The following is a 25,501-nucleotide window of genomic DNA, read 5'->3' as shown; positions in this document are numbered from 1 at the left end:
GGTCAGCGTCCGGCCGGCGCGAGCCCGCGCTCGGAGGCGGCGCTGCGGGCGGCGTCGGCCTTCGCCGAGGCCGTGGGCGGGGTGACCGTCCAGTCCGGGTGGCCCGGCATGGGCGGCGTCGTGGTGCCGTAGAGCCAGGCGGTCAGGAAGGCCTGCAGGTCCTGGCCCGACACCCTCGACGCGAGGTGGATGAAGTCGTCGGTCGAGACCGACTTGCCCCTGTACTTGCTCACCCAGAGGCGCTCGAGCAGCTGGAACTTGGTGGCGCCGATCTTCTGCCGGAGGGCGTAGAGGGCCAGGGCGCCGCCGTCGTAGACGTTCGGGTTGAAGACGTCCCAGATCGAGGCCGAGCCGGCGGGGCGCGCGACCGGGCCGTAGTCGTGGCGGTACTGGTCGCCGCGGGCGTACACGCGCTTGAAGTAGTCCTCCAGCGTCGCTGAGCCCGTGTACTGCTTCAGGACGCCGGTCTCGTCGGCGTAGGTGAGCTCGTACCAGGTGGCGTGGCCCTCGTTCTGCCAGACGTCGCTCCAGGACCACGGCGCCACGCTGTCGCCGAACCACTGGTGGGCCAGCTCGTGAGTCATGACCGGGTTGAGGACGAAGGCCGGGGCGGCGAAGAGTCCCGTGTCGTAGAGGGACAGGCTCTGGGTCTCCAGGGCGAAGCCGAGGTCGGCGTCGATGACGAGCGAGCCGTAGTTCTCGAACGGGTAGCGGCCGACCTTGCCGACCATCCAGGACACCTGGGACCGCTCGACGTCGGCCTTGGGCAGCAGGGTGTCGGCGAGGCGGCGCGGGACGACGTCGCGGATCGGCACCCCGGCCGCCGCGGTCCGGTCGTGGACCACGAAGTCGCCGACCGCGGCCTGGATGAGCTCGCTGGCCATCGGCCGGGACTCGCGGTACGTGGAGGACACGTAGTTGCCCTGCCGCCGGTCACCGAGGTGCCGGCCGTTCGCGACCGCCGTCCAGCCCACCGGGGCGGTCAGCGTGATCGTGTAGGTCGCCAGGTCACGGGGATGGTCGTTGCTGGGGAAGAACTGGTGGGACTGGTCGGGCTGGCCGGCCATGATCGTGCCGTCCCGAGTGGTCACGAAACCGGCCGGCGAGTTGGCGTTGGCCTCGATCGGCGTCGCCTTGAAGCCGCTGATGGTGACCCAGAAGCGCTTGCCCTTGGCGAGGTAGTGCCGGGGCGTGATGACCAGCTCGTCGCCGGAGCGGGAGAAGGCGGTGGAGTGGCCGTTCACCCGGACCTTGCCGACCGAGTCGCCGCCGAAGTCGAGGTTGAACCGGGACAGGTTCTGCGTGGCGACGGCGGTGATGGTGACGTCGCCCGTGACGGTCTGCTTCGGATCCTTCTTCGGGTAGCGCACGCGCAGGGCATAGTCCTGCACGTCGTATCCGCCGTTGCCGAGCAGCGGGTAGAGCCGGTCGCCGAGGCCGGCGGACCCGGGGCTCGGCGCGGCGCCGCCGGCGTAGGCGGGTGTGACGGTGCCGACCGTGGCGACCAGCGCCGCGACGCCGCCGGCGAGGAGTTTCGAGAGACGACTGCCTATGAACGTTCTCATGGTCGTCGACGTTACGCCGCGACGGCGGTGGATGAGGGGGGTTATCCACAGGCGGCCGGGGAGCCATGTCGAACATGTAAAAAGTTCGCCAATGGACTATTCAGCCTTCAAGTACTCCGGAATCATATTGAGATCAATGGATGCTTCGGCATCCTGGATCTGGGAGGAACGGGTTGAGATCAGCTCTCGCACTGGCCGGCATCACGTTGCTGGCCGGTAGCGGCCTCGCGGTCACCGCCACGAGTGTGTCCGCCGCGCCGCCGTCCACACCGTCCAACTCGCTGTTCGCCGCCGCCGGCGCAGCGCTCGAGAAGAACACCTCGGCCGTGAAGGGCTCGCCCGAGGACCGTTACACCGTGTACAGCGGCAAGAAGGACGCCAAGGGGAACGGCGTCGTGCGCTATACGCGTACCCATGAAGGGTTGCGGGTCTATGGCGGCGACCTCGTCATCCGGGTCGGCGCCGACGGCGCCTTCACCGGCAGCTCGGTCGGCTTGTCGGCGCCGCTGTCGCTGAGCGTCACCCCGAAGGTCGGCACCGCGAGCGCGCGGGCCGCCGCCAGGAAAGCCTTCTCCGGGAAGGTGACGTCGGTCGGCGCGCCGGAGCTGTTCATCGACGCGGGCGCCGGTTCGCCCGTGCTGGCTTGGGAAACCGTCGTCAAGGGGTGGGCCAAGGACGGGCAGACCCCGTCGCGGCTGCACGTCATCACCGACGCGACGACCAATGCGCTGCGCGGCTCGTTCGACGAGATCGAGACCGCTGACGGGACCGGCAACAGCATCTACTCGGGCACCGTGGCGGTGAACACCACGCCGTCCGGCGACTCTTACACCCTGGTCGATCCGGAACGCGGGAACGGCCGTACGTGCGATCTCAACAACGGCACCTCCACCTGCACGACTTTCACCGACGCCGACAATGTCTGGGGCACCGGCGCCACCACCGATCGCGCCTCCGCCGCGGTCGACGCCCACTTCGGGGCCGCCACCACCTTCGACTATTTCCGCGACGTCCACGGCCGCAACGGCATCTTCGGCAACGGCGCCGGCGTGCCGTCCCGTGTGCATTACGGCAACGCCTACGTCAACGCCTTCTGGGACGGCGCCCAAATGACCTATGGCGACGGTACGGGCAACGCGAAGCCCCTGGTCGCCCTCGACGTCGCGGGGCACGAGATGTCGCACGGCGTCACCGAGAACGTGGTGCCGGGCGGCCTGACCTACTCCGGTGAGTCCGGCGGGCTGAACGAAGCCACCAGCGACATCTTCGGCAGCATGGTCGAGTTCTACGCGCACACCAGCAGCGACCCCGGCGACTACGACATCGGCGAGAAAATCGACATCCGGGGTACGGGCGCCCCGCTGCGCTACATGTACAACCCCGCGCTGGACGGTGTCTCCCACTCGTGCTGGTCGACGAGCACCAACAGCGTGGACGTGCACTACTCGTCCGGTGTGGCGAACCATTTCTTCTTCAACCTGGCGGAGGGGACGGGCGCCACGGCGTACGGGAACTCGCCGCTCTGCGGGGCGGCCGAACCGGTGACCGGCATCGGCCGGGAGAAGGCCGAGAAGATCTGGTTCCGGGCCCTCGACGCGTATTTCGTCTCCAACACCCGATACGTCAACACGGCCACTCCGGCGAACACCGCCCGCGCCTACTCGCTGTCGGCGGCCGCGGAGCTCTACGGCCTCTGCGGCACGGAATACAAGACCGTGCAGGCGGCGTGGACCGCGGTGAACGTGGCGGGCAGCGACTACTGCCCGACGGACCACGACTTCTCGGTCGCGGCCTCGCCGGCAACGGTGACGATCGACCGCGGCGAAACGGTCACCGCCGAGTTCGCCACGACGATCACGAACGGCACGCCGGAAACGGTCGCTCTGAGCGCGACGGGAGTGCCGGCCGGGGCGACGGTTTCCTTCAGCCCGGCCGAGATCACCGCCGGAGAGACCGCCACGGTCACGGTGACCACCCCCGAAACGCTCGGAACCGGTACGTATCCGATCACGCTGACAGGTCGCTCGCCCTCGGTGGCGCACTCGACGATTCTCACCGTGACGGTACGCAGTCCGCAGGGCTGCACGGCCGCGAACGACACCGACGTGCCGATCCCGGACAACACGACGGTGACGAGCAGCGTGGAACTGAACGGATGCACGATCACGCCGTCGTCGACGAGCGCGGTGGAGGTGCACATCGTGCACACGTACATCGGGGACCTGGTGGTGAGCTTGGTGGCGCCGGACGGAAGTGTGTACACGTTGCACAACCGGGCCGGAGGAAGCACCGACAACATCGACCAGACGTACGCGGTGAACCTGTCCGGGGAGACGCCGGACGGGACGTGGACGTTGCGGGTGCAGGACGCTGCCGCGATTGACACCGGGTACATCAACAGCTGGAAGTTGTCGCTCTAGACGGTGAGCGAAGGCCCCGTCGGCCGGTCCGGGAGGACGGTCGGCGGGGCCTTTCCTGTGACCAGGGCCGGCAGGCCTGCCCGGGCGATCTTGTGACGAGATAGGCAGCCTTCCGTTAGCACACGGCAACTGACGAGGAGGCTTCCTGTGTTCACCATGACCAGAACGCGCCTGTTCACCGGCTCGGTCGCTGCCGCCTTGGCGGCGACATTCTGCGTCGGTACGGCGCTCGATGCGTCGGCCGGGGTCACCGACACCCGCCCGCGCGGGGTCGACGTGTCGTCGTACCAGGCCGGTTTCGACTGGACCGGGGCGACGGCGAACGGCATCTCGTTCGCGTACGTCAAGGCCACCGAAGGCACCACTTACCGGAACCCGCGTTTCGCGGAGCAGTACAACGGCTCCTACCGGGCCGGAATGATCCGCGGCTCCTACCACTATGCGCGGCCGGACCGGGCCGGCGGTGCGGCCCAGGCCGAGTTCTTCGTCGCCAATGGCGGCGGCTGGTCGCGCGACGGCCGCACGCTGCCGGGAGCCCTCGACCTTGAGAGCAGCGGAGGCGTCGACTTCTGCTACGGCAAGACGCAGGACGGCATGCGGGCGTGGATTCACGACTTCGTGAACCGCTACCGGGAGCTGACGGGCCGCTGGGCCGTCATCTACACGCGGGCGACCTGGTGGAACCCGTGCACCGGTGGGGACAGCAGCATCGCCGCCAACAGCCCGCTGTGGCTGGCGCATCCGGGCGCGGCGCCAGGTCCCGTGCCGGCCGGGTGGCCGACGTACTCGTTCTGGCAGCGCGGCCTGTGGAACGGCGTCGATCTGAACACCTGGAACGGCTCGGCAGGGCAGTTGCGTGTCATGGCCTGTGACGGCCCCTGCTGATTTCGCCGAGGAGGCAGTGGTGATGAGGAAACTCGGAAAAACGGTCCGGTACGCAGCCGCATTCGGATTGTCGGGGGCGTTGGTGGTTGCACTGACGCTCACCATGAAATCGGCGGACGCCGGTCAGAACACGTCTCGCACCTTCGCGAGCATGGACCTCACCGCGAACGGCGAGGGCTATCTGCTGATGTCGGACCGCGGTGAATTCTATGCGTTCGGCAACGCGCGTGCCTGGCCCAATCCGACCGGTTTCAGCGGCGCGATGACCGGCGTCTCCATCACCGGTGACGGACAGGGCGCGCTCGCCGTCTCCAGCGCGGGGCAGTTCTATGCCTACGGTTCCGCACGGTCATGGCCCAACCCCACCGGATTCGCCGGGCGCATCGTCGGGGTCTCGGTGACTGCCGACGGCCGGGGCGCGCTGGCGATGTCGTCCGCCGGACAGTTCTATGCGTACGGCACCGCGCACGCGTGGCCCAATCCGACGGGGTTCTCCGGGTCCATGGTCAGCGTCTCGGTCACGGCCGACGGGCAGGGGGCGATCGCCATGTCGTCCACCGGTCAGTTCTACGCGTACGGGACGGCTCGTCCGCAGCAGAATCCGAGCGGATTCACCGGCAGCATGGTGAGCGCCGCCCTCTCCGCCGACGGCGGCGGGGTGATGGCCATGTCGTCGGCGGGGCAGTTCTACGCGTACGGCTCGGCCCGGCCGCAGCTCAATCCGAGTGGTTTCACCGGTGGCATGGCGGCGGTGGCGCTCACCGACGACGGGCGGGGGACGCTGGCCATGTCCGGGATCGGGCAGACGTACGCGTACGGAAACGCCAGATCGCTCGGCAACGGTGACCCGGGGTCGACCGGCGGGGCGGCAGCCGACTACGCCCGCGAGATCCTGAATAACCGCAACATCGACAAGAGCGGCCGGCTGGTGAACGCCGACCTGCAAGCCGCCGCCAACGGCCGCAGCGGATCCGCCGGCGCGCCGCTGAGCGCGACGATGCTGGGCCTGGTCGCGAGGGTGGGCCGGGAGCACACGGTCACGATCACCGCGTTGGAGGGCGGCGGCACGGGCCACAGCGCGAACAGCCTGCATTACGCCGGCGACGCGGTCGACTTCGGCCGCCTGGACGGTCACGTCCTGACCGGCCGGGACGACCACTCGATGGTCATCATCGAGCTGATGGCATCGCGGTTGCCGCGCGGATCGGGCTTCGGCCAGGCCTACCAGCTGGTCAGGAACCGAGACGGGTCGACGACGAAGCGTTCCTGCGGGCCGAACAGGGCCGCGCTGCCCGCCGGCGTCGTCGAGTTCGCCGACACCTGCAACCACTTGCACGTCCAGGTGCCACGCGGCACCGCATGATCCCGGGTCCGGGGCATCACTTTCCGTGAGGAAATGGTGTCCCGGCGCTTCTTGATCAATATATGCGCGGCAACGAACGTGCCATTCTCGGGCCGCCACCCTGCCGGATGACAGTGATGTCAGGATTGCGACTCTGCCGACCTTGTCGGGAAACGGCAGACCAGTCTAAATTGCTGGTCGCTTTACTCCTCGATGATCTCATTCCCCTCGAAGGCACCTGATGTCTCGGTCAACCATCCTGACAGCGTCCCGACCTGATCATTCTGAGATATTCGAGTTCCGTCGCGAGCGGCAGCGCATGACGTTCGGTCGCGATGATCAATGTGAAATCGTCATCCGTACCGATGGAAACGATCTCTCCCGATTGGCCGGGGAGATCTGGCGTGAGCGTGACGAGCTGTGGGTCCGCAATCTCTCCTTCTCCCACGAACTGTGGATCGACGTCCCCGGGCAGCCGCCCGGCGAGCCGATGGGCGTCCGGCACGGACATCACCCCGGCTTCGCCCGGGCGGTCGGCGCCGAGCTCGCCTCCCTTCGCGGACCGCGTGGCTGCCTGCTGGTCTGCCAACAGAACTGGCAGGCCACCGACACGGCGATCGACCACACGACGGCCACCACGCTGCGGGTCTCCCCGGTGCCGGCCGACCTGCGCCCGGTCGCTGCGGCTCTGTGCGAGCCGCTGCTGGACGGTGGACGGTTGCCCGCGGCGTACAGCGAGATCATTCGTCGCCTGGGCGGACCCACCCTGCGGCAGGTCCGCAACCTCATCGAACGCCTGTGCCGGCTCTACGAGAACGAGAGTCCCGAGCTCGCGGCCCGAGCCGCCGCGCGGCGCCGCCGGCAGGAGGACGAGTTGGCCGTCGGCGCGGAACCGGTGCTGCGCGCAGGCGTGTGGGTCTTCCCGGCCGCGGCGCAGGATTCGGACGAGGCTTCGCAGCGGATCCGGCGCAAGGCGCTCGCCCTGCCGGACTACTACGAGGTGGCGCATCTGCTCGTCCGCCGCCGTCTCATCACCAGCGCCGACATCGCGGCCCTGTCGGACTCGCGGAACGAGCGCCCGGCGTGAGCGAGCCACCTGACGACTTCCCACGCGCGCAACCACACCAGGGCTTCTCCGACTTCGAGCTCGTCGCGAAGATCGGGGACGGCGGCTCGGCGGAGGTGTTCCGCGCCCGCAACCTGACCTTCGACGTCGAGGTCGCGCTCAAACGCTGGTACCGGCCGCCCACGCCGGACGAGCAGCGCAAGTTCACCGACGAATGCCGCCTGCACTGGCAGCTGTCGGACCACCCGAACATCGTGCGGCTCTACTGGGCCGAAGCGGCGACGGGACAGCGTCCGTGGCTCGCCACGGAGCTCTGCGACGAGTCGCTCGCGGACCGGATCGCGCGTGGCCACCTGGGCGCCCCCGAGTCCTGGCGGATCGCCCGCGATCTCCTGAGCGGCCTTGCGGCGGTCCACCGGCGCCGGCACCTGCACCGCGACGTCAAACCGGCGAACGTGCTGCTGAAGAACGGCCGCGCCGCCCTGTGCGACCTCGGCATCTCCATGCCGGCCGGAGGCTTCACCCGGTACAACGCCGCAGGTACCGACGACTACGTGGCGCCGGAGCTCGTCGCCGGCGAGGCGCCCTCGTTCCGCTCGGATGTCTACTCGGCCGGCCGTACGATCGGCGAGCTGTTCACCACGCGTCGCACACCTCAGCTGGCCGCCCTGCTCCGCCGTGCGACCAGCCCCGACCCCGCGAAACGGCCGGCGGATGCGGCGGCGTTCCTGGCCGGGCTCAAGGCCGCCGAACCCGCATCGGCGCGGCGTGGCGCCCGGGTGAGCCGCAAGCGCGTCGTGGTGGGCGCAGCCGTGGCCGGCATCCTGGTCGCAGGTACCGCTGCCCTGGCCTTCGAGCAGCCGCCGGCCGTCTCCGGGAGCAAGAGCGCGCCCTCCACGCCCAGCCCTTTCACCGCGGCGTCGACGGCTACGCCCACCGTGACGGCCTCACCGGTCACGAGCCCTTCGGCCGCCACCGGCACACCGTCTCCGCCCCGCGTCCGGCCGACCACGACGCCGGCGCAACCCGCCCGGCCCGACGAGTTGTGTGCTCACCACGTCGCCGCCGGGAAAGCGATCAAGTACACCCGCAGCCTCTTCAGCTCACCCGCGGGAGCAGCGACGCAGAGCAGCAGCGGTGAGTCCACGACCGTACGGTTCGACAACCAGTACACGTGGGCCGGGCTGATGCTGAAGCTTCCCCGGGGTACGTGCAGCTACCGGCTCGACCTCGAGGCACGCATGGTCGAGCCGAAACGGGAGATGAACGACGACGAGGGCTGGGGCTACGGCATCGGACCCTGCAATGTGCTGACCAACGGGCGGCCGTTCGGCTTCAGCCTGCAGCACGCCATGATCAAAATGGACGGTTCCGTCTCCGGCAACTCCGGCACCTTCCGGAACCCGGACGTCAACGACGGGACGACCATCGACGCACCGGCCGACTACGGCTGGCATCAATGGACGTTCGAGGTCGACGACGGCGACGTGAAGGTGACCCGCGAGTTCGGCGTCGCCGTCACCACCGGCCGGGTGTCGGGCGGCACCGGCCTGCCGGCGACCTGCGACAACGCCGGGATCTTCCTTCGTGTCTTCAACGGCGCGGCAGGGTTCCGCAAGATCAGCGTCACCGGCCTCTGAGCACCGCACGCCCTCCAGGGCAGGGCTGCCCTGGAGGGTGAGCGCGCTGATCGGCACCCTCACCGCCATGGTCTGCATCGTCGTCGTCGTGCGCGCAGTGATCTTCGCGCGGCGCCCGAGGGTTGCCCGGCCGCGGCGCTGCGTCACTCGACGCTGCGTCCTCACCGGCCAGCCCACCATCCACCGGCGGTGCGCCGCTTGCGGTGCGCGTACGCGTGCACTCCCCACCTCCCGAGCGTAAGGAACCCGTCGTGAACGACACCCTCATCTCGCTGGCGGCCGACGCCGCGAAGGCAACGATCTCGGCAGCCACCCGGCTCGGTGGCGGCGCGGCGTGGCGCACGATCAGCGAGCGGATCGCCCGCCTGTGGGGACCGCCGGACGAGGAGCCGCAGGCCGCCGAGCTGCGTACCGCGGCCACCGGGCTGCCCGGCCGCCTGAGGCCCGGATCGCCGGGGGCGGCCGAGGTCACGACGGAGGAGCTGGCCCGGTGGGCGGCGCGCTACTCCGAGCTGCTGCAGCGCCGACCGGGGACCGCCGACAGTTTGCGCACGCTCATCGGCGACATCAACCAGGCCACGGAGGACAACCGCAGCAACGGCGACGCCACGGCGGTGATGACGGGCCGCGCGGTGTGGAACAAGCAGATCGTCCTCGGAAGCTACGGCACCTACATCAAGTCGAGCACGGTGGGCGCGACGGCGATCCTGCTCCTGGTCGCGGCCCTGGTCATCTACCTCGTTGTCCGCCCGGACCACGTCGACGAGGACAAGCCCGCCCCGGCGGCCGCGGCGACGGTGAAGCCCGCGCTGGCCGACTCGTGTGGTGCGGGACTGCCGCCGGCCGCCGAGCCGGCGAACGGTGCCGACGACACCGCTACGCGGCAGAGCTACAGCTACAAGGTCGGCAGCGCGAGCGGCGACGGGCGCGACATCGTCCCCGGCGGCTCGATCCGGCAGGCGTTCGTGGCGGGCCGGCCGTACCTCAGTCAGGTGTCCGCGATCGTCGGCGTCGCCGACGAGCGGCCGCACCCGATCGGTTTCCAGGTCACCACCTTGGACGGCCGGGTCCTGGTCGACGCCGTCGAGAACGAGACGCCGGCGAACAACAACAAGGACGTGGTGTACAACATCCGGCCGGCGGTCAAGGTCGGCGTCCGGGACGTCCTGCTTCTCATCGTCACGAACAAGTCCGGCGAGCGGGTCCGGTTCTTCGTCGACCCGCCGATCGCCAACCAGGTACCGGTCGAGTACGCCGCCTGCATCACCGGGCAGGCCGAGATGCCGGCCCGGCACGCCGACCTGCGCGGGCACATCCTCGCCGGCTCGGTCACCGCCCAAGACCTCGCATGACACCGGGCGAACCCTCGCTCACCCGCCGGGCGGCGCTCGTCAGGGGCGCCCAGATCATGGGCGCCCTGGGGATCGCCGCCTCCGCCATAGCCTTCGACGTACGCCAGAACGCACCGCGTCGCACGCTACGACCGGGCAGCGAGGGCGCCGACGTCGCCGAGGTTCAGATCCGCGTCGCGGGCTGGGCCGCGGACCTCGACGATCTCCGGTCCGCCCGGTTCCTGCCGATCACCGGCCGCTACGACGCCGAGACCGCCGACGCGGTACGACGGTTCCAGCGCGGATACCAGCTCGACGACCAGCACGGCATCGTCGACCGGGCGACCTGGGCACGGCTCGACAGGCTGGCGGCCCCGGACGGGTCCACGGCCCATTTCGACTGGACCGAGATGCTGCGCGACGACCCCGGTCGCGTCATCACGGACCCGATCCGGGAGAACGCACGACGAACGATGTACAAGCTCGAGGCGATCCGTCGCAAGCTGGGCGACATCAGAGTCACCGTCAAGTGCGGCTTCCACGCGGCAGCGGACGAGGCCGGCGAAACCACGATCTGCGGCAACCTGCTGCACCGGGTGGCGGCCGCGGTGGACTTCGCCGCGGCCGATGCCCCGCGGGCGAAGGTCTACCGCGCCGCGCTGACCTCCGGTTTCACGGGTGTCGGCCCGATCCATCGGCACTGGCAACACTGCGACTCACGCCTCGAGCTTCCCGAGCTGGGACTCACCACGGTGTGGTACCCCAGCGGCAGCGGATGAGCGGCCTCGCCTACGGGTACTGCGTGACGTAGATCGGCTTGCCGCTCTGGGCCTTGTCGGCGGCGGCGCCCACGCCGTTCACCACGTGGTCGATGGTGCCCGCGTCGAGGTTGACGGTCATGATGTGGTGCAGCGTGACGCCGGGCTTCTTCGGTACCTCGAACCCGTTGGCGGTGTGGATCGACGGGTTGTTCTGGTTGAAGACGTACACGCCGGCGCCGTAGAGGTGGTGGGTTTTCACCTGGTCGCTCACCTTGTATCCGGGGTAGCCCTTGACGCCGTTGTTGGTCCAGTCGGCCTGCGTGGGCGGGTCGTACGGCAGCTCGTTCTGGTACAGGATCGTGGTGCCGTTCTGCCCGTTCCAGGTGGTGTTGTACCGCTGGAAGTGCTCGACGAACAGGCCGGTCGCGGTGACGTTGTCGCCGTTGATGACGGCTCCGTAGCGGCCGATGTTGGTACGCCAGCGCTGGGTGTCGCCCTTGACGCCCTCCGTGAAGTTCTCGATGCCGTGGTCGGCGCGCCACACCCAGGTGTGGTCGACCAGCACGTTGTCGCTGTTGATCTCGAGGGCGGTGTCGGTCTTGCCCACGTGTGGCCCACCGACCCGGAAGTACACGTCCGACAGGGTGGTCGGGCTGGTCGCACTGGTGGTGCCGCGGTGGGGTCCGGTGCCGATCCTCACCAGGACCTTCGACTCCTTGGCGCCGGCGTCGATGGTCACCCCGGCCACGCTGACGTCCGGCACGTCGGCCACCGCGAGCGGGGTCGCGCCCTTGGCGGCGGTCAGCGTGGCGTGGCCGATGCCCAGCACCACCGTGTGGGCGCGCTTCACCTCGAGGCTGCGGTCCACGTCGTAGACGCCGGGGGTCAGCAGCAGGTGCTTACCGCGGGCCAGCTGGCTGTTGATGGTCTGCGCGGAGTCCGACGGCTTGGCGACGTAGAAGTCCGCCAACGCGATGGTGCGGCCGGGGGTGATGCCGTTCCCCCACGAGATACCGCGTGAGCTCTTCCGGGCCGACGGGACCCGTACCTGATAACGGCCTTGCGCATCGACGAACAGGTAGGGCTTCTCCCGGCTGAGCGGGGTTCTGTCCACGGTGGTGTACGGCTTGGCCGGGAACTCGGCCTCGCTGGGCGCGCCGACCACGCCGGAGAACACCTGGTTCCAGACTCCGTTGGACCAGCTCGCCACCTCGCTGTTGCGCGAAAGCCACTGCTGCTGCGAGCCGTTGACGACCTCGGGCAGCTTCGAGTCGGCCAGGTAGCCGCCGCTGGCGAACTGAGGGCCGTTGGTGCAGTAGTCCATCAGAGAGAACTTGCCGCCGGTGACGTTCAACCGGCGCAGCGACACCGCCTGCGAGACCGCCCAGAAGTTGGCGCCCTTGCGGCAGTCGTCCTGCCCCGCGGTGTTGATCTGAAGCGACAGGTTGGAAACGGTACGCCAGAACGTGTTCAACGCGATGCAGTTGTTCGCCCCGTCCAGACACCGGTTGTACGACTCGATCCGCCCGTTGATCGTCACATCCGTCGGCGACGCGCCCAGACCCGAGATCTCGGTGTAGTACCCGACCTGAATCTTCAGCGGTTGTGCCGCGGTGCCGTACGTGCCCGGCTTGAACAGGAATGCGTACCGCTTGGTGCCCATCTCGTTGTCGACCTGTTGCTGATGAGCCGCATCAAGCTTCGTCTGAATCTCGCCGATCGGCGTACTCGGGTCGAAGACGGTGACGTTCGCACCGAGATCGGCGGGTGTGGCGGCCGGCGCCGCCTCAGGCGCCGGGCTGGAGGCGGCATCGGCCACCGTTGCCGCAGCCGTACCGGCGGCGGCCAGGGCTACGCCCAGCGCGACCGCGCGGCCGACACCGCGGCGACGCCGGACGGTGTCCCCGGTCAAGAGATGAGGCGGCATAGGTGGAGTCCTCCCGGAGTGGCTACAAAAGCCTCGATACCGTACGTGCGAGCGAGGGGCGCCGTAGCGGGCTTCATCGATTCTTAAGACAGCGCGGGGACGCGCGGGCAAACGTGGCCCCGGAAAGACTTCATCCGGCCATTTCGTGTCATGCGGGAGGTATGACCCGGCGGTGCGAGGCGATCGGCCAATCGACGATCAGCCGAATGGATATTGGCGAGCAGAGATCGACCTGGTTACATCTCAGGGTTCACACTCGCCGACGTTAGGTCCACCATGAGCGACGGGCCCCAGCCCGGGCGTCACCGGATGCGTTCCCGCCAGCTTCTGCGACACCGCAAGCGCCTTCTCGGGCTCCTGGTGGTCATGCTCTCGCTCACTCCGCTGGCGTTCCTCAACACCGCGGGCGCGGCCGCGGCGCTACCGCCGCAGCCGGGCAACTTCACCGGGTACGGCTTCGACGCGTGCACCGCCCCCTCCAGCGACACCATGGCGGCGTGGTGGGAGGCGTCGCCGTACCGGGCGGCGGGCATCTACATCGGCGGCGTCAACCGTGGCTGCGCACAGCCGAACCTGACCGCGGCCTGGGTCCGCGAGCAGGTCACCCGGGGATGGCGACTGATCCCGATCTACGTCGGGCCGCAGGCGAGCTGCACCACCGTGACCCGGCGGAACGTGATCGCGAGCACCACGGCGGCCGCGCAGGGCCGGGACGCCGCGACCGACGCCGCCGCGCAGGCCCGAGCGCTCGGGCTGTCGCCGGACAGTGTGCTGATCTACGACATGGAGGCCTACGACAGCGGAAACGCCGCCTGTAAGGCCGGAGTGCTGGCCTTCATGGGCGCGTGGACCGCCCGGCTGCACGATCTCGGCTACCTCTCGGGGTACTACAGCAGCGCCGGCTCGGGCATCGCCGATCAGGTCGCCACGTACACCAAAGCCGGATACGTACGGCCGGACTACGTCGATTTCGCCCGCTGGGACAACAAGGTGACGGTGACCGACCCCCTGATCCCGGCCGGACACTGGTCGCCGGGCCGCCGAATGAAGCAGTACCGGGGCGGCCACGTCGAGACCTGGGGCGGCGTATCGATCAACATCGACAACGACTACCTGGACGTCCGCGTCCTGCCGGCGGCGAAGCAGGCCGACTGGAACCGCAACGGCTGGTCCGACGTGCTCGCCCGGACCAAGAACACCGGCAACCTGTTCGCCTACCCGGGCAACGGCACCGCCGTCACCGAGGCGTCCCGGGTGAAGGTCGCCGGCGGCTTCGCCAAGATGAACCAGATCATCCGCATGGACCTGAACCGCGACGGCTGGCCCGACGTCATCGCCCGTCAGGACTCGGGCGCGGTCTACTTCTACCCGGGTCTGAGCAACGGCCGGCTCGGCACCGCCAAGAAGGTCTTCAAGGACCAGCACAAACTGCGCGAGCTCACCGCGATCGGCGACTTCAACAAGGACGGTTACCCGGATCTGCTGGCACAGCAGATCAACAACGGAAACGTCTACCTGTACCCCGGAGCGAGGGGCGTCAAGTTCGGCAAGCGGAAGGCACTCGCGTACGGGGATTGGAACGACCGCAGCGAGTTCACCGGCACCGGCGACTTCGACCGGGACGGCCGCCCGGACCTGCTGGTCAAGGAGACCAGGACGGGGAACCTGTACCTGTACCGCGGCACGTCCAGCGGCTTCAAGGCCCGGCTGAAGGTGGGCTCCGGTAAGGGCCTGCGGGATCTGCTCGGCGTCGGCGACTTCGACCGAGACGGGTACGCCGACCTGATGGCGGTGCAGAGCAGCACTGGAAACCTCTATCTCTACCCGGGCAAGGGTAATGGGTTCCGCGCCGCCGTACGCGTCTCGACCGGGTACAAGGGCCGCACCCCGCTGTTCTGAGCAGTACCCCGGACACGGTCGGACGTGACTAGGGCCCTGCGACGCGTGCGCACGGGCGACCTCGGAGGGCCTGGATTCCCTGACCGGCTCGATCCGCCGCTCGCGGGTTACTCCACTAAGAGCGGCGTTTCGGTCTGACTCGGACCGATCGGTTGGCGGCGGCGGAGGCGGTGGCTCGCTGGGCTGGAACGTGTGCGTCGGTAGCCGCGTTCAAAGCGTCCTGGCAGGCGGTCAGCTCTTCCTGGGTCCAGGCCAGGAACAGCACGCAACCCACGCGGTTGGCCGCTACGCGGAGGTGGTTGACCGCGGTGTGGATCAGGGTCGGGGCGATCTCGGTCACCGCACCGCCGGCGTCGCCGCAGCCGAGCAGTGGGAACAGGACGGTGGCCGGGTGGCCGTCGGGCGTCACGGTCTCGGCAGCCTCGAGGGCGTTGGCCACGCAGCGGCCCATCTCCTTGATCGGCTGGAAGCCTGCACCCGGGGCGCCGTGCACCGCGGCCGCGTGGATGACGTGGCGTACGCCGTACCGGGAAAGGTCACCGGCGCCGGTGACGACCACGCCACCCGGACCGATCGGGCGCAGCCCGGCCACTTTCGCCTCCAGCTCGTTGGCGATGTGGTCGACAAGCACACGACCGGCGGCGTCCCGGCTCGCACCTTCGTACCGGATGATTGCTGAAACGGACCGTTCCTGGACGCGGGCCATGACCATGTCGGTGTTCTCGGAGTTGATCCAGATATCAGCGCCGCGCACCTGCCGGAGATCACCGGTGACCACCCCGATCCTGCGTCGCTCGCCGTCGCGGGACGGCGGCAGGGTCCGGACGTCGCTGTGCTGGACGGTGAGCACATGGTCGGTCCGCAGGGTCGGGTCTGCCCCTCGGCCCCGGTCCGGCCGCCTGGACGCGACCGGTCGTACAGATCGACCACGAGGGCGTGCTCGCGCCGCCAGTACTCCGGGTCGGTGGAGACGGACGGCTTCCGGCTGCCGCGCTGCACGCAGTACAGGACGAATGGACGGACGAAATCCCAGGACGGCGGCGACTCGATATTTCCGGCCAGGACCGCGTATACCTGCGTCCTGCCGAGCGGAATCGTCCGGTCCTTTCCCAGCTCGGGGACGGAAACCCCGGATTCTCTCTGGAGTCGGCGCAGTTGCCCGCAGAACTCGCGCAGCGCCTCGCCGAAGTGGCGGTCGGGTTCCGTGACAGTCATCGCCTAGGGCGCATCGGCGTCCGGTGCTGTTCCGGTCCAGGCCCCGGACAAGCGGGCGCTGAGCTGGTCAAACCCGACTCCGGCCAGGTTTGTGTCCGGCATTCAGGACAGGGCGTACGACAGCTCGCCATGATCTTCCCAACTGATCAGGAGCAGGAGATCGCATCCGTTCATTGTGCCCGGTGGACGGGGCGCCGATGGACCAGCGATCGGGTGACATCGGCCCCCACTGAATCTGCGGAAGGAGTACGGATGGCCAACTCGTACCGGGCCGAGGCGCGAGCGGTTCGCGACGCCCAGTACGGGCGGCAGGCCCTTGCCGTCGCCCGTCCGCGCAGTGTCCTGGGGATCGTCCGGTCCCGCGGGCCGCTGGCAATCATGCTTCGGGTCGCCGACGCCGAGGGCAGGCTCGTCCGGCACGGGGTAGACAGCTTCGTCGTGCTCGAGCGGCCGTTCACCACCGCATTGCCGGCCGCTGCGCGAGGCGGTCTGTGGCTGCGCGTGCTCCGGGTCGTCGACCGTCGCTGGGACCTGCTGGTCTTCGCGGTGCCCCCGGCCCTGGCACTGCTGGTCGCAGTGGCGATTGGGCTGCTCACCGCTCCGTCCACAGCGCTGGCCGTGCTGCCGGTCGGGGCCGTCGCGTACGTGGCCGTCTTCATGGTGGCGCAGGTGATACACCAGTCGGACTGGCTGCGGCGCACGTTCGGGCGCCGGCCGCCAGCACTCCACGAACTTGCCGCCGAGTCTTACCCGGCGTGGAACTGGTCCATCCGTCTGTGCCACCACACCGCGGCTGATTCGGGCGAGCATCTGCTTCGCGATGCCACCGACCGGATGATCACACTGGTCAGCCGGGAGGTTCGTCTGGTCGTCGAAGCGACGGGCGGCGAGGCGGACCGAATCCGGGTACGCGAGGTGCTGGTGATCCTGCTTCGCGGGGTGACCACGGAGCCGATGCGGGAGATCGTCCGGGCAGCCACCGAGCAGCCGTTCGGTCCCAGGTCCCAGGTCGCCGTCCGCCTGCCTACCGGGCCGGTGAGCGACTACCGAGCACCCCGACAGGAGGGCGGCAGCTTCTTTGTCCTCTGGGTGGTGGGTGTCGCCGTCGCCCTGGGCGTCTCGGCCGCCCTGGTCGCGGGCTGGGAGCGGACCGCGTGCGAGGCGCTGACCTGTGCCGGGCGGCCGGCATCCTGGTTGACCGCGGCCGAGTGGCTCGGCTGGCGGCTGCTGTTCCAGGACGCGCCAGGCGTCGCGCCGGCCAGCACCCGTACCTCAATCATCGGCTGGTTGTTCAGCCTGGTCGGCCTCATGACCGTCATGGTCGCGGCGACCTCCGCACGACTGGCGGTCGAGCGAAACCGCGTGATCCGGACCACCTTCGACGAGCTGAAGGCGCCATTGATGAACACTCGAGTCCTGCTGATGACCGTCACCGCCCGCGAGCGCGACGCCGTGCTCAGAGCCGCCGAACCTGCCACCGGGCGGACGCCCGAGCGCAGCTTCGCCGGCGACGCCGTCGTCTACGAATTGGGCACGATCCGCCGGACAACCGTCGCGATGGTGCAGTGCTCGCGCCAAGGTGGCGGCGGACCGGGCGGCGCCCAGGCTACCGCGACCGAGGCGATCGGCCAGTGGAAGCCCGACCTGGTCATCATGGTGGGCATCTGCTGTGGCCTGCGGGAGGACTGGACCCCACCGCAGGAGCTGGCCGACGTCGTCGTGGCTACCTCGATCGACGATCTGGACCACCGGATCCAGTACGCGGACCGGGTCGAGGTGCAGGGTGATCGACCAGGTGTGGACAGTGCCGTCGTCCAGCGCATGCAGGCCGCCTCCACCGACTTCAGTGCCGCGGCCGTACACCTCGGTCTAGTCCTGTCGTCGCGCACCCTCCTCGACTCGCAGGACCACCGGCAGCGTCTCAAGGATGAGCACAGCCGCGCGCTGGCCTACGAGATGGAGGCCCAGGGTCTGTACGCGGCGGCCGCCGACGCGCGGGTGCGCTGGACTGTCGTCAAGGCGATCTCGGACTGGGGTGTCGACCGTGACGCCCATTACGCGGGCGACGCGGCGGCCCGCAACGCCGCGGCCTTCGTTCTGCACACGTTGACTATCGGTGCTTTCGATCCCCAACCACGATGACAAGAGGTGCTCTGTGTCGATTCAGCCGATCTCCCGTATGCCCAATGCCAGTCTCGACGAGCTCGACCAGGTGGCCGCCGGGATGCAGGAGTACGTCAAGGCGGCGAGCTTCGAGTCGCGTGAGGCCGCTCTGGACGCGATGAACCGCCGTGGTGTCATGCAGCGGTTGTTCCCCACCCAGTACGAGAAAGAGGAGCGGCGCAACGCGGTACAGACGCTTCGGCAGCTCAGTGACGCGAAGCGGGATCTCCTGGAGATCAGCTCACAGGTCCAGATCGAGATTGCGCGCAAGCAGGCCGACGCCTTGATCGCTACCCAGGGGGTGCATCTGCAGGCGCAATTGGCGCGATTCGCCACCGAGAAGATCCAGGATCTCAACTCGACCATCAACCGGGCCCACGAGAACTTCCTCAAAGAGATGGACCCGCAATTCGAGATGGTGCAGCGGTTCGAGCACCGTCCCGAACTGGCAAAGCCGGCGTACAAGGCGCTTCTGCACCAGATTTCGGTCTACTACGACAGCACGTCGGCCCTGCTGGACGGATTCATCCAGTCTCTGCGCAGCAAGATCGGTTCAGTTCCACAGTAGCCGGCCCACCCGAGCAAGGAGATGTCGTTGCGCCGCTTCACCCTGTGGCTCTCTGGAGCCGATCCGGCGATCCTGCGGGATTGCACGGCCCTGTCCAACACCGAACTGATCCGGTTCGGCGGCCTCGGCGCCCTAACGCTGATCCCGGCGATCATGGGTACCTTCTCGATGGCGTACGCCGTGTCGACGCTGACCGGTAACCTCTGGCTGTACATCCTGGCCGGCCTGGCCTGGGGCGTCGTCGTGCTGCTGATCGACCGGTACCTTGTCTCGACGCTGCACAAGTCGTCGGTGCAAGGTCGAGGCCGCACTGTACCGATCACCGCGCGGCTGTTGTTTGCGGTGGTCGTCGGGATCGCCGTGGCGCACCCGCTCGTGCTGCTTTGGTTCGACGACAGCATCAGCCAGACAATCGCCGAGAACCGCCGCGACGCGGTGGCCGCCCGCCAACAGCAAGCCGACCGTGATGTGGCGGCCCTCCCGAAGGCGCCAGCGTTGATCCCTGTGCTGGAGAGCCAACGGGCCACCCGGCTCGAGACGCTGGACTGCCTGCGCCGGCTCAAGACGTACGAGCAGAGCAACGTGCAGAAGGCGTTGCCCTGCGGCATCAGCTCCGGTTCGCCGGACTGCGGACCACGCTGCCAAGATCTCGCGCGGCAGATCACCGCGGTGCAACGGGAGATCACCGCACTAGACGGGCAGATCGCGAAGGCCCGGACCGGCGACGGCACCGCGGCGGGCCGCTACGAGGCAGAGGTAGAGCGGGTCCGGACGAAGGCCGCGGCGGACATCCGCGACATCGAGACGAGGTTCAGCAGTGACTATCTCGCGCGGGTCGCGGCGCTGGACCAGCTCAAGGAACGCAGTTCGCACGTACTCGTGGTGGAACTGTTCCTGATCGGCTTCTTTGTCCTGGTCGACATTCTCCCGGTGATCATGAAGATCACTACACCGGCCGGCGAGTACGAACAGGTCCGGGACACCCGCCTGGTCGAGGCCATCGCCACGCAGCAGGCCCGCCGGGCGACGGTCGGCGAGATCGAAGCGGCCGTGGCGAAGGCGAACGCGGACGCGGAACGGGTGCTGGCTGAGATGGCAGCGGTCACCCGAGTACCACTCGACATGCTGAGGGCGCGGGAGCGGCACATCGAGCTGTTCGAGCACCGGGTCCGTCTGCTGCGACAGAGCTCCTCCGGGATCGACGAGGCGATCACCGAGTCAGACATCCTGCGCTTCCGGGACCTCGACCGGCAGAGCATGATCCGCGCAATGACCCGGACGCAGGAGTTCATGAAGCAGTCCTGACCGGATGTCCCATCACCGCTCCTCCGACATACGCCAAGTCCTGACCGACGTCCGCTCTGCTTGAGATGAGGCCCTCGCCGCGCTATGCCCCGTTCGGCCGTTGATCGAGCCGAGGAACGCGGCGAGCTGATCGGCGGTCCAGGCCGCCACCACCGCCGGGTGAGTATCGCCCTGCTCCCGGCTTTCGACCCGGGCGTCGGTCCGCACCCTGGGCGTGCCGTTCGCTCACTACCTGACTTTTCATCGTGCTGCCCGGTACCGCCGCGCTCGCATCTCCTCCTTCGCCACCCTCAATGAGCGCGAGCTCCGCCGCCGCCGATACGACGCCGAGGTGCTGCGGTCACTCGCCGTCGGGCTGGAGACCACGGGCGACTCGGTGAGGATCGCCACCGCCCTCGCCCGGTTGGCGGTCGACGACCTGCTCGCCACGTGGGCCCTCATTCCGATCTTGCAGGGATCAACCATGTAGCTCAGGACGCACCCGGTTCAGGCCGTAACGCAGGGCACCATCGATAGTCTTGAATTCTAAGAGCGCCTGGGCGGCGAGCTCGCCGCCGCGTTTGGCGGCCGCGTAGTCGACGTCCCTTGACCACGGGGCTCAGAAGTAGACGGTTATTCGTACCCATTCACCCTGGCGATGAAGCAACCTGACTGGTTGTCATATGCGGTGAAGTCACCAATGCCCGAGACGGCCACCCACAGCCGCTGGCCAGGATCAACTGTGATTGGTTTAGGAAACTCGAACGACTCGCCATCGTAGCCGCGCGCCGACAATTCAATCTCGGCCAAGGGTCTTGCTCGACCAGTACCGGTGTAGATGCCCACTCGCGCCCGGTGGTCGGCCCCGTCATCAGCAGCGCCGATGAGTACCCAGCCGCCAGTGACTGTGGCACCCCTGGCTACGAAGTCGTTTTCCCAGTACCGACCCGCCGGGACATACCGCCCTATATCGGAGTTGTCGTTGACGCAGTCGTAATGAGACACGAGGCCATGGGCCGCTGGTGCTTCGGGAGGCTGCGGGTTGGGGGCCCGGATCCCCGGAGCCGCAGGGGGCGTATCGGCAGGCCGACCGGACCGCTCTTCGGCCGGTAGTTGTCCTGCAGCCTGTGCAGGCGGCGCCGCTCGGATGATCAGCGTCTTCTCCGCGTTGATGAAATCTCGGGCACCGCTGACGGCGTCTTCTGCCCACTGCGCTGTCTCGATCAAATTCAGCAGCGCACCAACCAGATCGCTGGCCAGTTCGACACCTACGCGGGTCGCGAACAGCGCCTCGGCAACGGCGAAGTCCCAACCGAATCGCAGCTCGCACCCTGCCCTCACGAACGAGTTGGGGCTCTGATCCCAGCATCTACGGGCGGTAGAAGCAGCGCGGTCTACGTCGTCAACCAATGAAGAGTAAGCCTCGTACACCCCGAAACCCTGAGGTAGATAGGCGCTGACTGCTCGGGCCAACACGTACCTACGGTTGCGTTCATCCTCGGCTACAACCTTGACCTTCGACTCCGCCGCGCCTATCGCGAGTGACACGCCGTAGCCGGGTGGAAGCACCGTCGCCGGCGCGCCAGATGCGATGACCGCCGAGGCTAGCGAAGGACTTTCTGGCTTGATTCGGTGTGGCTCGCCTGCGCTATCCGAGCTCGAGACGGCCAAGACGAACTCCGTCCGATTTCTCAGGTACACCCGAGAACCGTCGAAACAAACGTCCACTGCAAAAGTTTCCGCCACTTCGACACGGTCGCCGACGTGGTGGCAGAGTCCCTGGTCCAAACCCCCAGCCAGTACTGACGAGGGCTCAGCCGATACGGCAAGGCCGACGCCGACGCACACACTGAGAACCACCCGTGTCGTTTTCAGCCACATGTCCGCTCAACCTCCTGACCGAACCGATTGAGCGCCTGCTGCGTCGCATCTACCTGATGCTCCGATGGCGCCTTCGCTTCCAGCAAGGTCGTGAGTCGACTCTTCAGTCGTGCGGCCGACTCTCGCAAGGGCGCCGGCCCCCTGGCGACGTCACGTTCAATCGTCTGCAAGCGCTCCGGTATCTCCCGACGAGCGCTCGCGCTCTTCCCACTGAAGATCCCGGCGAGCAGTTGACCCAACTCGGCTTGGCCTGGGCCGTTTTGTAAGCGCTCACACACCTGGGCAAGCTCGTCAGGCGGCTTCGGTGTAGAGGAGTGGCTCGAGCTGCATCCGCCGATGCAGGCGAGCAAGATCGTCAGCAGAGCCAGCTTTCGCATGTGGCGACCGTACGCTTACCGTCAGTGAAGGTGTGAGATTTCCGCTGCCTCCGTCGAGGGGTTGCATCCTCATTCGCGGCATCCCTGCGTCCACAGCAGCACCACGTAATGAGCGGCGACACCTGCTTGCTGACCGCCGCGACGAGTGGCAACCGACAACTTCTTTATCCGATGACGATGCGACATCGTCGAATCTTCGGGATCCTGCATGCGCGCGGTCCGGCTTCCGCGGGCCAGCGATGGTGGCAGTCACGTGGCCCTCCCCGCAATCGAGTCGCGGTCGAGGATGCAGGCCCGGTGACAAGGGCCGGGTAAGGCGTCGGACCACATTTTGACGTACGACTATGCTTTGCCCGTCGTTGATCAACGGGGGAGTGTCATGCGCAGGCTCGTGACAGCCGCAGTCCTGGCCACGGTGGCCGCATCAAGCGTCGCGGCGCCCGCTCAGGCGGCCCAAGTTCCCTGGTGGGAGGCCATCAGCGCCCCGGCCGAGTACAGCGCGGTCCACGGCGTCACGGCCGTGACGTTCGCTGCCGACCCTGACCTCGCGGCCGTCCAGCTCGACGGCGGCCCCGTCGTCAGCCTCGACGGCGCCGGGCCGTGGACCACCACGGTCGACCTCTCGCGACGACCGTCCGGCCTGCAGAGCTTCGACACGACGTTGAGCTATCGCGACGGCACCTCGGCCTCGGTGTCGCGGACGGTGCTCGTCGACAACGACCGCCCGGTCCTGCGCGACGGCACGAAGACGACGCTGTTCAACCAGGACACCACGTTCCGGCCGACGGTCAGCGACGCGAGTGACCAGGTCACAGTCGATCTCCTGGTCGACGGCAAAGTCGAGGACTCCGACAACGCCACGCCGTACTACCTGCACTTCGACGTCTACGGACGCCGCAACGGCACCCATAAGCTCACCCTCCGCGCCACCGACGCGTTCGGACAGCGCAGCGAGATCAACCGCACGGTCGTCGTCGACACGACCGCAGCCACGGTGACCGGGCTGACACCGGCCCACAAGGCGTACGTGCGCGGCACCTTCACCGTCGCCGCCAAGGTCAGCGACGCGCACGGCGTGGCGCGAGCCGAGCTCTACGTCGACGGCGTGTACAAGGGCCGCGACACCACCGCCCCTTACAGCTTCAAGGTCACCACCCGGCAGGCGTCCTGGTACCAGTTCAACGTCTTCGACAAGGCGGGCAACTTCACCAGCATCGAACGCCACATCTTCGTCGACACCCAGGCGCCGAAGATCAAGAAGCTCAAGGCCCCGAAGGACAAGGCCCGCGTACGCGGCACAGTGTCCGTGACCTTGCAGCCCGACGACGACTTCGGCGTGGTTCCCCGCGCTGAACTCGTGATCAACGGAAAGGTGGTCGCGCGGGCCACCCGGTTCCCGTACCGGCTCAAGGTCAGGACCGGCACGCAGAGCCGGACCATGAAGGTTCGGATCCGCGTCTACGACCGGGCCGGCAACGTCACGACCACCAAGACCCGCACCTGGTACCGCCGCTGAGAAGGCCGCATCACCGGCGCTCACCGAACGGGTGATCAAGCCCGCACGGCGCGCGCCGGTCCGGTCAACGGGCTCCTACGTTGAAGCTCCACGTTTCTCCGAGGAGGCCCCATGACCTACCGACGCCTGTGGTCGGTTGCCCTCGTCACTGTCATCGGAACAGCTCTGGGCTTCACCGCTGTCCCGTCCGCCGCCGCAGCGGCGAACGGGGATGCCTGGGGACAAGCGGCCTCCCACGCGACCGGCGACTACTACAACCCCGGCGAGAAGAAACTCACCCCGGCGGTGGCGCCGAAAGCGAAGAAGCGGTGGTCCGTCCCGCTCGGCAGTGCCAAGTGCACGTCGCCGTCCGTACCGCTGGTCGGCGCCAACCGCCTCGTCACCGCGGCCGCCTACCGCATCAGCGGGTACGACGCGACCACCGGTGCGCTGAGATGGCGGACGCCCGAGGCCGGAAAGCGACACATCACTCTTGCCGCCATCGTCGGCACCAACCTGGTGGCCCAGTACTGGGACTGTCGATCCGGCAAGTCGTACCTGACCGCGTTCAACGTCGGCACAGGCAAAGCCCTCTACACCAAGCAGATCACCGCCACGATGTACGACCTGCTCGTGGACAAGGGCATCCTCGTCGGCGGCCTCTGGGACCCGACGATCGGCAACTACGGCCTGCGGGCGTACCGGATCTCGGACGGAGCCCTGGTCTGGGCACGGCAGGGGTCGATGGCCGGTCAAGCGGTGTCGGCCGGCGGCCGGATCGTGGCGTTCGGCAATGACGAGCCCGGCGCGGCGTTCGACATCACCACCGGCAAGCGACTCTGGTCCACCGGCGCCGGATGTTACAGCCCCATCGGTGCCTCTCCCGACGGCGCGAAGTTCTACATGAGCTGCAACGACAGCGACGGCATCCAGGTGGTCGACGCAGCTACCGGCCAGGTCACCGCATCGTTCCCGTACTACGGCACCATCTTCGGGTTCGCCACCGACGGGAAGCGGGTCTACCTGGGAACCCTCTCCGACTCGGGAGTCCTCGCCGTCGACGCCGGCACCGGAGGCAAGGTCTGGTCCACGAAGTTCGCCGACCGAGGACCCATCATGTTCTCGACCGGCGGCGGCGTCCTTTACGGCTGGCGTAGTTACGGTCACCCCATCGCGGCCTTCGACGCGAAGACCGGACAGGCGATCAAGCTGGATGCTGGAACCTCGATGATCCAGGGCCCGCCGCTGATGGCCAACGGGCGCCTGTACGGTCCGACAGGATCCTCTGTCATCACCTTCGCGCCGTAGCTGACACCGAGCGGGGTCGTCGATCACCTCCAGGGCCGGAATCCCGGTATCGCGTAGGATGACCTGGCCTCGTCCGGGTAACCTGGCCGTCGCGGGCCGCTAGCTCAATGGCAGAGCTGAGGACTTTTAATCCTTAGGTTCGGGGTTCGAGTCCCCGGCGGCCCACGCTACTCACCTACGGGTATCCACCTTCGCACCCGCCGGAACCGACGGCCGCGTGAGGCTGTGCACTCTGCCGAGCCAGCCGAGCGCAGGCCGGCGTAGGGTCGCGTGCGACTGCCGGGGTATGTGCATGACAACGGTGGCCCGGGAGTAGTTGGACGCCGTGTACGAGGCGCAGTTGCTGCAGGCCATCGCTCGATCACGGATTCTGA

19 protein-coding genes and 1 tRNA gene are annotated in these 25,501 nt (G+C 68.1%); 15 read left to right on the top strand and 5 right to left on the bottom strand.

What is annotated here, in order from left to right:
- Positions 1–2: 2 nt before the first annotated feature.
- Positions 3–1,565: a M1 family metallopeptidase gene (locus AB0J80_RS11885; RefSeq protein WP_364703653.1), complete on the bottom strand. Its 1,563-nt coding sequence runs from the start codon at positions 1,563–1,565 to the stop codon at positions 3–5.
- Between the two features lie 173 nt (positions 1,566–1,738).
- Between AB0J80_RS11885 and AB0J80_RS11880 the strand changes: the two genes are divergently transcribed.
- The 7 genes from AB0J80_RS11880 (at position 1,739) to AB0J80_RS11850 (ending at position 11,028) form a co-directional block, all read left to right on the top strand.
- The gene (locus AB0J80_RS11880) at positions 1,739–3,985 is read left to right on the top strand and encodes a M4 family metallopeptidase (RefSeq protein ID WP_364703650.1); all 2,247 of its coding nucleotides are present in this window, start codon (positions 1,739–1,741) and stop codon (positions 3,983–3,985) included.
- Between the two features lie 156 nt (positions 3,986–4,141).
- Positions 4,142–4,870, top strand: coding sequence for a GH25 family lysozyme (locus AB0J80_RS11875; protein ID WP_364703647.1), 729 nt, complete (start codon positions 4,142–4,144; stop codon positions 4,868–4,870).
- Positions 4,871–5,021: 151 nt separating this feature from the next.
- Positions 5,022–6,233, top strand: a complete 1,212-nt coding sequence (locus tag AB0J80_RS11870) for a hypothetical protein (protein ID WP_364703644.1) — start codon at positions 5,022–5,024, stop codon at positions 6,231–6,233.
- 364 nt (positions 6,234–6,597) lie between these two features.
- Complete coding sequence (locus AB0J80_RS11865) at positions 6,598–7,299, top strand: hypothetical protein (RefSeq protein ID WP_364703641.1); 702 nt, start codon at positions 6,598–6,600, stop codon at positions 7,297–7,299.
- Positions 7,296–8,918: a protein kinase gene (locus AB0J80_RS11860; RefSeq protein ID WP_364703639.1), complete on the top strand. Its 1,623-nt coding sequence runs from the start codon at positions 7,296–7,298 to the stop codon at positions 8,916–8,918. The genes AB0J80_RS11865 and AB0J80_RS11860 overlap by 4 nt, the downstream gene beginning before the upstream one ends.
- A gap of 251 nt (positions 8,919–9,169) precedes the next feature.
- The gene (locus tag AB0J80_RS11855; protein ID WP_364703636.1) at positions 9,170–10,270 is read left to right on the top strand and encodes a hypothetical protein; all 1,101 of its coding nucleotides are present in this window, start codon (positions 9,170–9,172) and stop codon (positions 10,268–10,270) included.
- A complete protein-coding gene (locus AB0J80_RS11850; RefSeq protein ID WP_364703633.1) occupies positions 10,267–11,028 on the top strand; it encodes a peptidoglycan-binding domain-containing protein in 762 nt (253 codons plus the stop codon). Before AB0J80_RS11855 ends, AB0J80_RS11850 begins: the two co-directional genes overlap by 4 nt.
- A 10-nt stretch (positions 11,029–11,038) precedes the next feature.
- On the opposite strand, the gene AB0J80_RS11845 is transcribed toward AB0J80_RS11850, so the two are convergent.
- Positions 11,039–12,937 carry an adenylyl cyclase gene (locus AB0J80_RS11845; RefSeq protein WP_364703630.1) on the bottom strand — a complete coding sequence of 633 codons (1,899 nt, stop codon included), beginning with the start codon at positions 12,935–12,937 and terminating at the stop codon, positions 11,039–11,041.
- A gap of 276 nt (positions 12,938–13,213) precedes the next feature.
- Here AB0J80_RS11845 and AB0J80_RS11840 point away from each other — a divergent pair, with 276 nt between their 5' ends.
- The gene (locus AB0J80_RS11840; protein WP_364703627.1) at positions 13,214–14,836 is read left to right on the top strand and encodes a glycoside hydrolase domain-containing protein; all 1,623 of its coding nucleotides are present in this window, start codon (positions 13,214–13,216) and stop codon (positions 14,834–14,836) included.
- A 115-nt stretch (positions 14,837–14,951) separates the two neighbouring features.
- Here the strand turns inward: AB0J80_RS11840 and AB0J80_RS11835 are convergent, their stop codons facing one another.
- Positions 14,952–15,686 carry a macro domain-containing protein gene (locus AB0J80_RS11835; RefSeq protein ID WP_364703624.1) on the bottom strand — a complete coding sequence of 245 codons (735 nt, stop codon included), beginning with the start codon at positions 15,684–15,686 and terminating at the stop codon, positions 14,952–14,954.
- Positions 15,687–16,303: 617 nt separating this feature from the next.
- Between AB0J80_RS11835 and AB0J80_RS11830 the strand changes: the two genes are divergently transcribed.
- From AB0J80_RS11830 to AB0J80_RS11815, 4 genes are all read left to right on the top strand, one after another.
- The gene (locus AB0J80_RS11830; protein WP_364703621.1) at positions 16,304–18,193 is read left to right on the top strand and encodes a hypothetical protein; all 1,890 of its coding nucleotides are present in this window, start codon (positions 16,304–16,306) and stop codon (positions 18,191–18,193) included.
- A gap of 13 nt (positions 18,194–18,206) precedes the next feature.
- Complete coding sequence (locus AB0J80_RS11825; RefSeq protein ID WP_364703619.1) at positions 18,207–18,782, top strand: hypothetical protein; 576 nt, start codon at positions 18,207–18,209, stop codon at positions 18,780–18,782.
- Positions 18,783–18,809: 27 nt separating this feature from the next.
- Positions 18,810–20,087, top strand: coding sequence for a DUF4407 domain-containing protein (locus AB0J80_RS11820; protein WP_364703617.1), 1,278 nt, complete (start codon positions 18,810–18,812; stop codon positions 20,085–20,087).
- 214 nt (positions 20,088–20,301) lie between these two features.
- On the top strand, positions 20,302–20,556 hold the full coding sequence (locus AB0J80_RS11815; RefSeq protein ID WP_364703614.1) for a hypothetical protein: 255 nt from the start codon (positions 20,302–20,304) through the stop codon (positions 20,554–20,556).
- Between the two features lie 143 nt (positions 20,557–20,699).
- Here the strand turns inward: AB0J80_RS11815 and AB0J80_RS11810 are convergent, their stop codons facing one another.
- Together AB0J80_RS11810 and AB0J80_RS11805 are read right to left on the bottom strand one after the other, a co-directional pair.
- Entirely contained in the window at positions 20,700–21,497 is a 798-nt protein-coding gene (locus tag AB0J80_RS11810) for a hypothetical protein (protein ID WP_364703611.1), read from the bottom strand.
- A 440-nt stretch (positions 21,498–21,937) separates the two neighbouring features.
- Complete coding sequence (locus AB0J80_RS11805) at positions 21,938–22,324, bottom strand: hypothetical protein (protein ID WP_364703608.1); 387 nt, start codon at positions 22,322–22,324, stop codon at positions 21,938–21,940.
- 379 nt (positions 22,325–22,703) lie between these two features.
- Between AB0J80_RS11805 and AB0J80_RS11800 the strand changes: the two genes are divergently transcribed.
- From AB0J80_RS11800 to AB0J80_RS11790, 3 genes are all read left to right on the top strand, one after another.
- Positions 22,704–23,840 (top strand): Ig-like domain-containing protein, encoded by a 1,137-nt coding sequence (locus AB0J80_RS11800; RefSeq protein ID WP_364703605.1) that lies wholly within the window; start codon positions 22,704–22,706, stop codon positions 23,838–23,840.
- Between the two features lie 111 nt (positions 23,841–23,951).
- A complete protein-coding gene (locus tag AB0J80_RS11795) occupies positions 23,952–25,127 on the top strand; it encodes a PQQ-binding-like beta-propeller repeat protein (RefSeq protein ID WP_364703603.1) in 1,176 nt (391 codons plus the stop codon).
- Positions 25,128–25,220: 93 nt separating this feature from the next.
- Positions 25,221–25,292: transfer RNA gene (locus tag AB0J80_RS11790), tRNA-Lys, on the top strand.
- The last annotated feature ends 209 nt before the right edge of the window (positions 25,293–25,501 follow it).

The sequence above is a fragment of the Actinoplanes sp. NPDC049548 genome, assembly GCF_040676695.1.
Lineage (GTDB): Bacteria > Actinomycetota > Actinomycetes > Mycobacteriales > Micromonosporaceae > Actinoplanes.
Note: the sequence above shows the minus strand (reverse complement) of the source record. Positions and strands in the feature narration are given on the sequence as shown.